Source organism: Serratia sp. SA088 (assembly GCF_049065515.1).
In the GTDB taxonomy this organism is placed as follows: Bacteria; Pseudomonadota; Gammaproteobacteria; order Enterobacterales; family Enterobacteriaceae; genus Serratia; species Serratia nematodiphila.
Genome location: NZ_JBAKGW010000006.1, coordinates 222753 through 234067 on the forward strand (window position 1 = coordinate 222753; position 11315 = coordinate 234067).

At 61.6% G+C, this 11315-nt stretch carries 12 protein-coding genes; 3 read left to right on the forward strand and 9 right to left on the reverse strand.

Features of this window, described 5'->3' with window-relative positions; translation table 11 throughout:
• The first annotated feature begins 146 nt into the window (after positions 1-146).
• On the forward strand, positions 147-1178 hold the full coding sequence (apbE, locus tag ACOWVD_RS16875; protein ID WP_060559994.1) for an FAD:protein FMN transferase ApbE: 1032 nt from the start codon (positions 147-149) through the stop codon (positions 1176-1178).
• Between the two features lie 52 nt (positions 1179-1230).
• Here the strand turns inward: apbE and ACOWVD_RS16880 are convergent, their stop codons facing one another.
• Positions 1231-1452 carry a hypothetical protein gene (locus ACOWVD_RS16880; protein WP_004936201.1) on the reverse strand — a complete coding sequence of 74 codons (222 nt, stop codon included), beginning with the start codon at positions 1450-1452 and terminating at the stop codon, positions 1231-1233.
• Positions 1453-1664: 212 nt separating this feature from the next.
• Positions 1665-2885: a beta-ketoacyl-ACP synthase I gene (gene fabB, locus ACOWVD_RS16885; protein ID WP_049239814.1), complete on the reverse strand. Its 1221-nt coding sequence runs from the start codon at positions 2883-2885 to the stop codon at positions 1665-1667.
• 170 nt (positions 2886-3055) lie between these two features.
• On the opposite strand from fabB, the gene mnmC reads away from it, so the two are divergent.
• A complete protein-coding gene (gene mnmC, locus ACOWVD_RS16890; RefSeq protein ID WP_197763337.1) occupies positions 3056-5077 on the forward strand; it encodes a bifunctional tRNA (5-methylaminomethyl-2-thiouridine)(34)-methyltransferase MnmD/FAD-dependent 5-carboxymethylaminomethyl-2-thiouridine(34) oxidoreductase MnmC in 2022 nt (673 codons plus the stop codon).
• Between the two features lie 40 nt (positions 5078-5117).
• Here the strand turns inward: mnmC and ACOWVD_RS16895 are convergent, their stop codons facing one another.
• The 6 genes from ACOWVD_RS16895 to prmB all read right to left on the reverse strand — a co-directional run bounded on the left by ACOWVD_RS16895 (position 5118) and on the right by prmB (position 9796).
• Positions 5118-5399, reverse strand: coding sequence for a YfcL family protein (locus ACOWVD_RS16895; protein WP_004936209.1), 282 nt, complete (start codon positions 5397-5399; stop codon positions 5118-5120).
• Positions 5400-5431: 32 nt separating this feature from the next.
• Positions 5432-5989, reverse strand: a complete 558-nt coding sequence (locus tag ACOWVD_RS16900) for an elongation factor P hydroxylase (protein ID WP_015378615.1) — start codon at positions 5987-5989, stop codon at positions 5432-5434.
• Between the two features lie 80 nt (positions 5990-6069).
• Positions 6070-6876 (reverse strand): sulfite exporter TauE/SafE family protein, encoded by an 807-nt coding sequence (locus tag ACOWVD_RS16905; protein ID WP_015378616.1) that lies wholly within the window; start codon positions 6874-6876, stop codon positions 6070-6072.
• Positions 6877-6879: 3 nt separating this feature from the next.
• Complete coding sequence (mepA, locus tag ACOWVD_RS16910) at positions 6880-7707, reverse strand: penicillin-insensitive murein endopeptidase (protein WP_031300552.1); 828 nt, start codon at positions 7705-7707, stop codon at positions 6880-6882.
• Between the two features lie 5 nt (positions 7708-7712).
• Positions 7713-8798, reverse strand: a complete 1086-nt coding sequence (aroC, locus tag ACOWVD_RS16915) for a chorismate synthase (RefSeq protein WP_004936219.1) — start codon at positions 8796-8798, stop codon at positions 7713-7715.
• 65 nt (positions 8799-8863) lie between these two features.
• Positions 8864-9796 carry a 50S ribosomal protein L3 N(5)-glutamine methyltransferase gene (gene prmB / locus ACOWVD_RS16920; RefSeq protein WP_004936224.1) on the reverse strand — a complete coding sequence of 311 codons (933 nt, stop codon included), beginning with the start codon at positions 9794-9796 and terminating at the stop codon, positions 8864-8866.
• A gap of 170 nt (positions 9797-9966) precedes the next feature.
• Between prmB and smrB the strand changes: the two genes are divergently transcribed.
• Entirely contained in the window at positions 9967-10497 is a 531-nt protein-coding gene (gene smrB / locus ACOWVD_RS16925; protein WP_421105699.1) for an endonuclease SmrB, read from the forward strand.
• Between the two features lie 69 nt (positions 10498-10566).
• On the opposite strand, the gene sixA is transcribed toward smrB, so the two are convergent.
• Positions 10567-11049, reverse strand: coding sequence for a phosphohistidine phosphatase SixA (sixA, locus tag ACOWVD_RS16930; RefSeq protein ID WP_004936230.1), 483 nt, complete (start codon positions 11047-11049; stop codon positions 10567-10569).
• Positions 11050-11315 lie beyond the last annotated feature (266 nt).

Genomic DNA, 11315 nt, shown 5'->3' on the forward strand with positions numbered 1-11315 from the left:
AGTGTGAACCTCACCGAAAAGAATGGGCAGACGTTAGCTCAGACGCGGCTTCAGCGCCAGCAAAATGCTATTTTACCTTTATCCGCTTTCCATTTGCCGCGCTTTACTTTATTTGTAGCGGCTTTCACGGTTTCAAAGGACATGTTATGGCTTCCCTGTTCGCCAAAGGAGCGCTGTTGAGCGCCTTATGCGCCCTGCTCGCCGCCTGCGACGACGCCTCCTCCCGCCCGCAAATCGATATTGACGGCAAAACCATGGGCACTTTCTACAGCGTAAAAGTCAGCGGTGACGTCGCGATCGGCAAACAAGAATTGCAGCGGCAGATCGACACGGTGCTCGAACGGGCCAACGACGACATCTCGACCTACCGCGCCGATTCGGTGCTGTCGAGGTTTAACCGCAATGTTAGCCTCGAACCGCAGCCTATCCCGCGCGGCATGGCGGACATCGTGTTGATGGCCCAACGCATCGGCCGCGATACCGGCGGCGCCATGGACATCACCGTCGGCCCGCTGGTGAACCTGTGGGGGTTCGGCCCAGACAAGCATCCGGTCAAGGTGCCGGAACAGGCGCAGATCGACGCGGCAAAGCAGCGCACCGGCCTGCAGCACCTGAAGCTGATCAGCGACAACCGCGGGGAGTGGCTGCAAAAAGATCTGCCGGGCATGTATGTCGATCTCTCGACGCTGGGCGAAGGCTATGGCGCCGATGAGTTGGTGCGCCTGATGAACCGTCACGGCATTACCAACTACCTGGTATCGGTCGGTGGTGCGGTCTCTTCACGCGGCGTCAACGGCCAGGGCAAGCCCTGGCGGGTGGCGATCCAAAAGCCGACCGACCGTGAAAATGCGGTACAGGCGCTGGTGGATCTGCACGGTTACGGCATCAGCACCGCCGGCAGCTACCGCAACTACTTTGAACAAAACGGCCAGCGTTACTCCCATGTCATCGATCCGACCACCGGCAGGCCAATCAACCACCGGCTGGTTTCCGCCACGGTGATCGCCCCGACCGCGCTCGAGGCCGACGGCTGGGATACCGGTTTGATGGTGCTGGGCCCGGAGAAAGCGTTGCAGCTCGCAGAAGAGAAAGGGCTGGCGGTCTACCTGATCAGTAAAACCGACGACGGTTTCAGCGCCGTGATGACGCCGCAGTTCAAAGCGTTTTTGGTGCAGTGAGATAAAAAAAGCCCGGCACGCAATGGCCGGGCTTGGTCCTGTTCCGCGCCGATCACTTGGTCAGCGCGATGATGCCGAGGGTCAGACCGGCAACCGCCGCCGCGCCGCCGGCGATCGCGCCCGCGGTTTCCCAGTTATCCTGAGTGGTGCCCTTCATGCAGGTGTTGGTGTGCACCAGACGCCCCTGGTCATCATAGACCGGCACGCAGGGAGAATCGGTGGCGCATCCGGCCAACACGGCCGACAGTAACCCAACCGCAATTAACTTTTTCATACTTCTTGCCTCAATGTTCGATCACTTTAGAAAGCTACGCCGAGCGATAATCATGCTACCAGGCTATTGTATGCCCAACGCGTGTAATGGCGAGGTAATGATGTGTCAGGGGATGTGATTTGGGAAAACTCCGAGCGCCCGTCAAATGGGCTTAGGGCAGTAAAAAGCCCGCGAAAACGCGGGCTTGATGGCGAGGTGAAGCTCAGGCGGAATTATTTCGCCAGTTTGCGCATCACCAGGGTGGCGTTGGTGCCGCCGAAGCCGAAGCTGTTGGACATCACGGTGGTCAGCTCGCGCTGAGTCGGCTGAGTCACGATGTTCATGCCGACCGCCTGTTCATCCAGGGTTTCGATGTTGATGCTCGGTGCGATAAAGCCGTGCTCCAGCATCAACAGGCTGTAGATCGCTTCCTGCACGCCCGCGGCGCCCAGTGAGTGACCGGTCATCGCCTTGGTGGAGGAGATGGCCGGGGTATTGTCGCCGAACACTTCGCGAATGGCGCCCAGCTCTTTCACGTCGCCCACCGGTGTGGAGGTGCCGTGCACGTTGATGTAGTCGATCGGCGTATCCAGATCCTGCATCGCCATCTTCATGCAGCGCACTGCGCCTTCGCCCGAAGGTGCAACCATGTCGGCGCCGTCAGACGTTGCGCCGTAGCCAACGATTTCTGCGTAGATATGTGCGCCGCGCGCCAGCGCATGCTCCAGTTCTTCAACCACCACCATGCCGCCACCGCCGGCGATGACGAAACCGTCACGATCGGCGTCGTAGGTGCGGGAGGCTTTTTCCGGCGTGTCGTTGTACTTGGTGGACAGCGCGCCCATCGCATCGAACTCGCAGGCCATTTCCCAGCACAGCTCTTCGCCGCCGCCGGCGAACACGATGTCCTGTTTGCCCAGCTGGATTTGCTCAACCGCGTTGCCGATGCAGTGTGCGGAGGTCGCGCAAGCGGAGCTGATGGAGTAGTTCACGCCGTGGATTTTGAATGGCGTCGCCAGGCAGGCGGAAACGCCGGAAGCCATGGCTTTGGTGACCACGTATGGGCCAACCGCTTTCAAGCCGCGCGGGCTGCGCATCGCATCGGCGCCGAACACCTGGAAGCGCGGAGAACCGCCGCCGGAACCGGCGATCAGGCCTACGCGCGGGTTGTTTTGATACTCTTCTTCCTTCAAACCGGAAGACGCGATCGCTTCTTGCATCGCCAGGAAGGCATAAATGGAAGCATCGCTCATGAAACGCACCGCCTTGCGGTCGATCAGGCCGGTAGTGTCGAGCTTAACTTGCCCCCATACGTGACTACGCATGCCGGAATCTTTCAGCTCCTGGGAGAAAGTGATCCCAGAACGTCCTTCCTGCAGGCTTGCCAGGACCTCCTGCTGGTTATTACCAATGCTGGAGACAACTCCCAGGCCAGTAATCACTGCACGTTTCATTCAATACCTCTTCCACTATTTACCTACGGGATTTTGCATCGCACTTTAGCGTACAGATGTAAGCCGAACAAGTCCGATCAGCGTTTTTCAGCTTTATTGTCGTCCAGTTTGCGCCGGGGCGCCAGCGCCGTTAGAATTCGCGGCATCCCTTGAATTTCGAGCCATTGACCGTGAACCACGCCCCCATCCAAACCGCAACGCTAACCTGGAACGAACAGGGTACACCTGTTTCGAAACAGTTTGATGACGTCTATTTTTCCAATCAGGATGGGCTGGAAGAAACCCGCTACGTCTTCCTGCACGGCAATCGGCTGCCGCAGCGTTTCGCCGCCCACCCGCGCTCGCTGTTTGTCGTGGCGGAAACCGGGTTCGGCACCGGGCTCAATTTCCTCACGCTGTGGCAGGCCTTCGCCGGCTTCCGCCAGGCCGAGCCGGACGCGACGCTGCAGCGCCTGCACTTTATCAGCTTCGAAAAATTTCCCCTGCAGCAGGCTGACCTGGCGGCGGCGCATGCGCGCTGGCCGGAGCTGGCGCCTTACGCCGACGAACTGCGCGCCCAATGGCCGCTGCCGTTGCCGGGGTGCCATCGCCTGCTGTTGGCCGAAGGCCGCATTACGCTCGATCTGTGGTTCGGCGACGTTAACGATCTGCTGCCGCAGTTTGACGCCAGCATGAATAACCAGGTGGATGCCTGGTTCCTCGACGGCTTCGCGCCGGCAAAAAATCCCGACATGTGGACCGATCAACTGTTCGCCGCCATGGCGCGTTTCGCCCGGCCGGGAGGCAGCTTCGCCACCTTTACCGCCGCCGGCTTCGTGCGTCGCGGGTTGCAACAGGCCGGTTTTCAGGTCAACCGCTGCAAAGGCTTCGGCCAAAAGCGTGAGATGCTCGCCGGCGAACTCCCGGCCGATGCGCAGCCCGCTCCCCACCCGGCGCCCTGGTATCGACGCCCGGCGGCGGACAACACCGCCGACATCGCCCTGATCGGCGGCGGCGTCGCCAGCGCGCTCACTGCGCTGGCCTTGCTGCGGCGCGGCGCCACCGTCACGCTGTACTGCGCCGATGAGCAGGCGGCCGAAGGCGCATCCGGCAACCGCCAGGGCGCGATTTATCCTTTGCTGAACGGCAGCGGCGACGTGTTGGAGAGTTTCTTCAGCGCCGCGTTTCCCTTCGCCCGTCGCCAGTACGACGCGCTGTTGCAACAAGGCGTCGCCTTTGATCACCAGTGGTGCGGCGTCAGCCAGTTGGCCTATGACGAAAAGAGCGGCGCCAAGATCGCCAATATGCTGAAAACCGACTGGCCGCAGGCCTTGGCGACGGCGGCCGGCCGCGAGACGCTCAGCGATCGGTGCGGCGTCGATACCGGCTTTGGCGGCATCACCTACCCGCTAGGCGGCTGGCTGTGCCCGGCCGAGCTGACGCGCGGCGCTATCGCGCTGGCGCAGCGTCAGGGCTTGGTCTGCCACTACCGGCACGATGCACAGAGGCTGACGCAGGAAGAAAACGGCTGGCGCATCGATTTCGCCCACGGCGACAGCCGGCGCCATGCGACGGTGATCCTGGCCAACGGCCACCGGCTGGCCGAACTGGCGCCGACGGAAGCCCTGCCGCTGTATTCGGTACGCGGGCAGGTGTCGCATATCCCAAGCTCGCCGGCCCTCGGTCAATTGAAACAGGTCTTGTGTTACGACGGCTACCTGACGCCGGTTAATGCCAACAACGGCCAGCACTGCATCGGCGCCAGTTACCAGCGCGGCGACATCGCCACCGACTACCGCGAGCAGGAGCAACAGGAAAACCGTGAACGCCTGCTGCGCTGCCTGCCGGAACAGGCCTGGCCGCAGCAGGTGGACGTCAGCGCTCAGCAGGCGCGCTGCGGCGTGCGCAGCGCCACCCGCGATCATTTGCCGATGGTCGGCGCGCTGCCGGACTATCAGGCCACGTTGACGCAGTATCAGGATTTGCAGCGGCAGAACCAGCGCGGCGAAACCGTCGCCGATGCGCCGGTCTATCCCGGCCTGTTCGCTATCGGCGGGTTAGGCTCGCGCGGCTTGTGCTCGGCGCCCCTGGCGGCGGAAATTTTGGCGGCGCAGCTGTTCGGCGAGCCGTTGCCGGGCGATGCGCGCCTGCTGGCGGCGTTGAATCCGAATCGGATGTGGGTGCGGAAATTGCTGAAAGGACGTGCGGTTTAATCAACCTTGAGGGGCGCGGCGACGCGCCCCGGCATGACGATCAGGCCGCAGGGGTTGCAGCCTGATAGAGGTTTTCCCACATGCCGCGCACCAGGATCTGATCCGGCGGCGAGAGTTCCCCGGCGGCGATCGCTTTGTGCAGGCTCTCCTCCACCCGCGCTTTCAGCGCTGCGGCGGTGTGTTCGCCCTGCTCTTCCGCCTCGGCCACCGCCAGCGTCAGATGACCGCGCAGGTAGCCACCGGCAAACAGTTCATCATCGCTGGCGTGCTCTACCATGTCATCAATCAGCGCCAAAATGCGCGCTTCAAATTCTGCGATCATCAAATTTCCTCATTAAATAACGGGCTGTGGCGTCAGTTGAGATCTTCCGGATACGGAAAGTGCTCGGCCGCCAACGGTGGCGTATTGTAGAACGATTGCAGCGCCTGAATAAAGCGCGCAGGCCTTGTGGGTATTCCCTGCTCCAGCAGCGCCAATACCCGGGCGCGCACCTTGCGTTGGAACGCAATGCGATCCGGCTCGCAGTCGCCGTTCAGGTTGTCGCAGCTGACGTTGAACGGGAAACCGGCCGCCACGCAGAACATCCATTCCAGTGCCTGCGGTTTGATCTCCACGGCTTCGAATTCGCTCTGGGTCTGCGCGTCGCGCCCGTCCGGGCAATACCAATAACCGAAGTCCACCAATTGACGGCGGGCTTCACCGGCGATGCACCAGTGCGAGATTTCGTGCAGGCCGCTGGCGTAGAAGCCGTGGGCGAACACGATGCGGTGATACGGCAGTTCGTCGTCGGCCGGCAGGTAAATGGGTTCGTCATCGCCCTTCACCAGGCGGGTGTTGTAGTCATCGCTGAAGCAGCGATTGAAGATCGCGATCAACTGCTCATAGTGATGACGGGTCTGCGTGTCTGACATAAAAATTCTATAACCACAAAAATAAAGAGGCCATTATATCCGATAAGACAGGGCGCGTAAGCAGCGCACCCTCTTCATCTTTAACCGTGCAAGAAGGCGGACAGCCACTGCTGAATCTCTGCGCCGTGATTGTCGTACAGCAGCTTGAGGCTCATCACCAGCGAGACGATCACGATCATCGGCCGAATCAGTTTCTGCCCGCGAGTCAGCACCATGTGCGCGCCCAAACGCGCCCCCAGCACCTGCCCTACCAGCATCACCAGACCGATGCTCCACACCACCTTGCCGCCGATGATGAACAGCGCCAGCCCGCCGACGTTGGAGGTAAAGTTCAGCACCTTGGCGTGCGCCGTGGACTTGGCGAGGTTGAAACCGCACAGCGTCACATAGGCCAGCGCGTAGAATGAGCCGGCGCCGGGGCCGAAGAAGCCGTCGTAAAACCCGACGCAGCCGCCGGCCACCAGCCCGAACGGCAAGGCGCCGAGGCGGCGTTGACGATCTTCCTCACCCAGGCGCGGCATCAGCAGGAAGTAGAGACCGATGCCGATCACCAGCAGCGGCAACATCTGCCGCAGCACATCGGCGCGCATATGCTGCACCAGAATGGCGCCGGCGATCGAGCCGATCAGCGTCAGAAAAATCGTCAGCTTCTGGTCGTTGAGGTTCACCGCTCGCCGACGAATGAAGTACAGACTGGCGGAGAAGGAGCCGCCGACCGACTGCAGCTTATTGGTCGCCAGCGCCTGCGCCGGAGGAACCCCCACTGCCAGCAAGGCCGGCACCGTCAGTAATCCGCCGCCGCCGGCGATGGAGTCGATAAACCCCGCCAGCAGCGCTACCGCAAACAACACCCCGAGCATCTCGGGGCCAATGACGAACCAGTCCATGTGTTATTCCGCTGAGAAATGGTGATCCAGCAATGCCTGACAGGTAGGCGGTAACGGCGGCGGCACGGATTTGCCCGGCTTCGCGTTCGGCTGATGAGGTACGAACCAACTCGCCAGTTCGGCGCCGCAGCCATCGCCCGGCGGCGGCGTATCCTGCTCCTGGCACTCCAGGCTGCCGGCCGGACAACGCAGACGCACGTGCATGTGCGCACGGTGGCCGAACCACGGCCGCACCTTGTGCAACCAGGCGCGATCGGCGCCGGCGTCCAGGCACAGACGCTGCTTGATCGCCGGGTTGACGAAGATGCGCGTCACGTCCGCATCCTGCGCCGCCAGTTTGATCAGCGACTCAATCTGCGGTTGCCATTGGCTCGCCACCACCTGCTTGCCGTCGCCCGACACCAGGTCGATCGGCTGCGGCTTGAGCAATTGCTGCGCGCTCCAGCGTTGGCGCGGCAGCTGCAGCCAGATGTCGACGTCGAGCCCAGACTGGTGGCTGGCGTGGCCGCTGCTGAAGCGCCCGCCGGCCGGCATCGCCATATCGCCGATCAGCACCGTGCCCAGCGCTTTCTGGTTCGCTTTGCTGCTGAGGCGCTGTATGAACGCCAGCAGATCCGGATGGCCGAAATAGCGGCGCTGGTCGGTACGCATCACCTGGTAGTTCGGTGAGTTCAGCGGCAACGGCTGCGCGCCGATGACGCAGCCGTTGGCGAAACCGCCCACCGCCTGCGGCGCGCCGGCCACCGGATGATCGATTTTCTGCCACGGCGTCAGCGCCATGGCGGAAGCGGAGGCCGTCAGGGCCACCAGGCCCAACATCCAGTTTTTCATGGCGATTACCAGCGTGGTACGTCGGAAACCACATCACCGTTTTGCGCGCGCTGGCGCAGCAGGTGATCCATCAACACGATCGCCATCATCGCTTCGGCGATCGGCACGGCGCGGATGCCCACGCACGGATCGTGGCGACCGCGGGTGACCATTTCCACCGCTTCGCCCTGGCGATTGATGGTGCGGCCCGGCACCATGATGCTGGAGGTCGGCTTCAGCGCCAGATGCGCAATCACCGGTTGGCCGCTGCTGATTCCGCCGAGAATGCCGCCGGCATGGTTGCTTTGGAAGCCTTCCGGGGTGATTTCATCGCGGTTTTCGCTGCCGCGTTTGGTCACCACGGCGAACCCGTCGCCGATCTCCACGCCTTTCACCGCGTTGATGCTCATCAGCGCGTGCGCCAGATCGGCATCGAGGCGGTCAAACACCGGCTCACCCAGGCCAACCGGCACGTTTTCAGCAATCACGCTGACCTTGGCGCCGATGGAGTCACCCTCTTTTTTCAGCGCGCGCATCAGTTCGTCCAGCGCTTCCAGCTTGTCCGGATCCGGGCAGAAGAACGGGTTCTGTTCGACCTGATCCCAGTCTTTCAGCTCGCAGGTCACGTCGCCGATCTGCGCCAGATAGCCGCGCACCTGCACGCCGAACTTCTGCTGCAGGTATTTCTTGGCGATAGCACCCGCCGCGACGCGCATGGCGGTTTCACGCGCCGAAGAGCGGCCGCCGCCGCGATAGTCGCGCAGACCGTATTTCTGTTCGTAGGTGTAGTCGGCATGCCCTGGACGGAACACGTCTTTGATGGCGCTGTAGTCTTGCGAGCGCTGATCGGTGTTTTCAATGATCAGACCGATGCTGGTGCCGGTGGTCACGCCTTCGAATACGCCGGAGAGAATGCGCACCTGATCCGGTTCACGGCGCTGGGTGGTGTAACGCGAGGTGCCCGGACGACGGCGGTCCAGATCGTGTTGCAAATCGGCTTCGGTGAGCGGGATGCCGGGCGGCACGCCGTCGACGATACAACCCAGCGCCACCCCGTGAGATTCACCGAAGGTGGTGACGCGGAAAATCTGCCCAATACTGTTTCCTGCCATCACGGCTCCTTACCGTTAGTCTTTTATCGTTATGCGGCCCGCCATGCGGGCCTTGGAAATGCGGCTTAGCTGCGATAGAGGCTGAAGTGATCCTTGCAATCCACCAGCTGCTGCTTGGTCAGCATGAACACGCCGTCGCCGCCGTTTTCGAATTCCAGCCAGGTGAACGGGATGTCCGGATATTGTTCCATCAGATGTACCATGCTGTTGCCCACTTCACAAATCAGCACGCCGTCGTCGGTCAGGTAGTCCGGCGCGCACGCCAGGATGCGGCGCACCAGCTTCAGGCCGTCGCTGCCCGCCGCCAGCCCCAGTTCCGGCTCAAAGCGGAACTCCTGCGGCAGATCCGACATGTCTTCCGCATCGACGTACGGCGGGTTGGTGACGATCAGATCGTACTGGATCGCGGGAACGTCGCGGAACAGATCGGAACGGATCGGGATCACCTGATGTTCGACGCCGTGCGCCTGAATATTGCGCTCGGTTACCGCCAGCACGTCGCTGGAAATGTCCACCGCGTCCACTTCCGCTTCCGGGAAAGCGTAGCCGCAGGCGATGGCGATGCAGCCGCTGCCGGTGCACATGTCGAGGATATGGCGCGGCGGGTGCGGGATCAGCGCGCTGAAACGATCGTTGATCAGCTCGCCGATCGGTGAACGCGGCACCAGCACGCGCTCGTCGACGTAAAATTCCATGCCGCAGAACCAGGCCTTGTTGGTCAGATAGGCGACCGGGATGCGTTCGTTGACGCGGCGGATCACGCGCTCAACGATGCGATGGCGCTCGCTGGAAGTCAGACGGGCGGTGTGCATGTCCTCCGGAATGTCCAACGGCAGGAACAGGCTTGGCAGCACCAATTGCACCGCTTCGTCCCACGGATTATCGGTTCCGTGACCATAATAGATATTGGCGGCGTTGAAGCGGCTTACCGTCCAGCGCAGCATATCTTGAATGGTGTGCAGTTCGTTCACTGCTTCGTCGACGAAAATTTTGTCCAATTTGCCCTCCGGCAGGCGCTGTGTTTCATGATTTAGCCGCATAGTTTGCCATGAAGCCCGCGACAAATCACGCTTGCCCCTCGCGCTTTTCACTCTGGCCCGAGTTTTGCGTCGACAGCGCTCATTCACAAGGTAAACTAGCGAAATAAACGATTTCCGGTGAATGAAGCATGAATAACAAGCCCCCTCTGAGCAAAGACGAACAACAGCTCTTCAGAGAGTCGGTGGCGGGCGCGAAAAAGCTGCGCCAGGACACCATCGTCCACCGCCCGCCGAAGCCCAAGGTCAAACAGATTGCGCCGCAGCGATTGCTGCAGGAGCAGGTCGATGCCAGCTATTATTTTTCAGATGAATACCAGCCGCAGCTGGAAGAGGAAGGCCCGACGCGCTACGTGCGCCCCGGCAGCAGCCCGTATGAGCTGAAGAAGCTGCGGCGCGGCGATTATTCGCCGGAGCTGTTTCTCGATTTGCACGGCCTGACCCAGCTGCAGGCCAAGCAGGAGCTGGGGGCGCTGATCGCCGCCTGCAAACGCGAGCACGTGCACTGCGCCTGCGTGATGCACGGGCACGGCAAGCATATCCTCAAGCAGCAAACGCCGCTGTGGCTGGCGCAGCACCCCGACGTGCTGGCGTTCCACCAGGCGCCGAAGGAATGGGGTGGCAACGCCGCCATCCTGCTGCTGGTGGAGCTGGCCGAGTAACCCCCCACAGAAACGACTCAGGGCGATGTCAGACATCGCCCTGAGTTTATTCCGCACCGCATCCGCGGTTCACACTTTGGCCATCACCTGTGATGGGCTGACCTGCCATTCAAACTTGCCGTAGCTGCCGTCCGCCGGCAGATCGACGTTGGCGATCGCCGAGGTCGCGAACATCGGCGGGCACTCGCCCGGGCACAGTTCGGCCACCAGATACCCCACCAGCGGCAGGTGCGACACGATCAGCACCGAGCTCACCCCTTGCATCGCCAGCGCCTGCAGATAGCTGCCGACCTGTTCGGCGTTGCCGCCCGGCGTCAGCTCGGGCAGCACTTCTTCGCCCTCCGGCAGCGTCAAGGCTTCACGCACCGTCGCCAGCGTCTGTTCGGCCCGCAGATAGGGGCTGACCAGCACGCGTTCAATATCCACAGACTTGGTGTTCAACCAGGCCGCCATCTGACGGGACTCGTCGCGGCCGCACAGGGTAAGGGGCCTTACCGCATCGCTGGCTGCCTCGAGCGCCGCCTCTCCGTGACGCATAATCAAAACTTGCATATTGCACCGCTGTTGTTGACAAAGTAACGCTATACAGAAACGCCGTGCGTGCTGTACCGCCGAGTTTTCCAACCCAAAGCCAAAGCTTTAAAACGATAACGCGCCGTCTCTTTATGGCGGCCGGGCATTTTGCCTGAAAGTTTGCCTAAAGAAAACGCTGTTTTTTACAGCAACCCTCCCCGGGCAAACCTCGATTGCTCACAGAACAATCAATTCAACGGGTTAAATTTTAACCTTGCCGCCATGAAATTTATTGATGGCGGTCA

Bases quoted from the DNA above. Each gene is read 5' to 3' on its own strand.
- ACOWVD_RS16895 (WP_004936209.1), bottom strand. From the start codon at position 5,399: ATGATCGCAGAATTTGAAGCGCGCATTTTGGCGCTGATTGATGACATG.
- aroC (WP_004936219.1), bottom strand. From the start codon at position 8,798: ATGGCAGGAAACAGTATTGGGCAGATTTTCCGCGTCACCACCTTCGGT.
- apbE (WP_060559994.1), top strand. From the start codon at position 147: ATGGCTTCCCTGTTCGCCAAAGGAGCGCTGTTGAGCGCCTTATGCGCC.
- sixA (WP_004936230.1), bottom strand. From the start codon at position 11,049: ATGCAAGTTTTGATTATGCGTCACGGAGAGGCGGCGCTCGAGGCAGCC.
- ACOWVD_RS16880 (WP_004936201.1), bottom strand. From the start codon at position 1,452: ATGAAAAAGTTAATTGCGGTTGGGTTACTGTCGGCCGTGTTGGCCGGA.
- smrB (WP_421105699.1), top strand. From the start codon at position 9,967: ATGAATAACAAGCCCCCTCTGAGCAAAGACGAACAACAGCTCTTCAGA.
- ACOWVD_RS16905 (WP_015378616.1), bottom strand. From the start codon at position 6,876: ATGGACTGGTTCGTCATTGGCCCCGAGATGCTCGGGGTGTTGTTTGCG.
- mepA (WP_031300552.1), bottom strand. From the start codon at position 7,707: ATGAAAAACTGGATGTTGGGCCTGGTGGCCCTGACGGCCTCCGCTTCC.
- fabB (WP_049239814.1), bottom strand. From the start codon at position 2,885: ATGAAACGTGCAGTGATTACTGGCCTGGGAGTTGTCTCCAGCATTGGT.
- ACOWVD_RS16900 (WP_015378615.1), bottom strand. From the start codon at position 5,989: ATGTCAGACACGCAGACCCGTCATCACTATGAGCAGTTGATCGCGATC.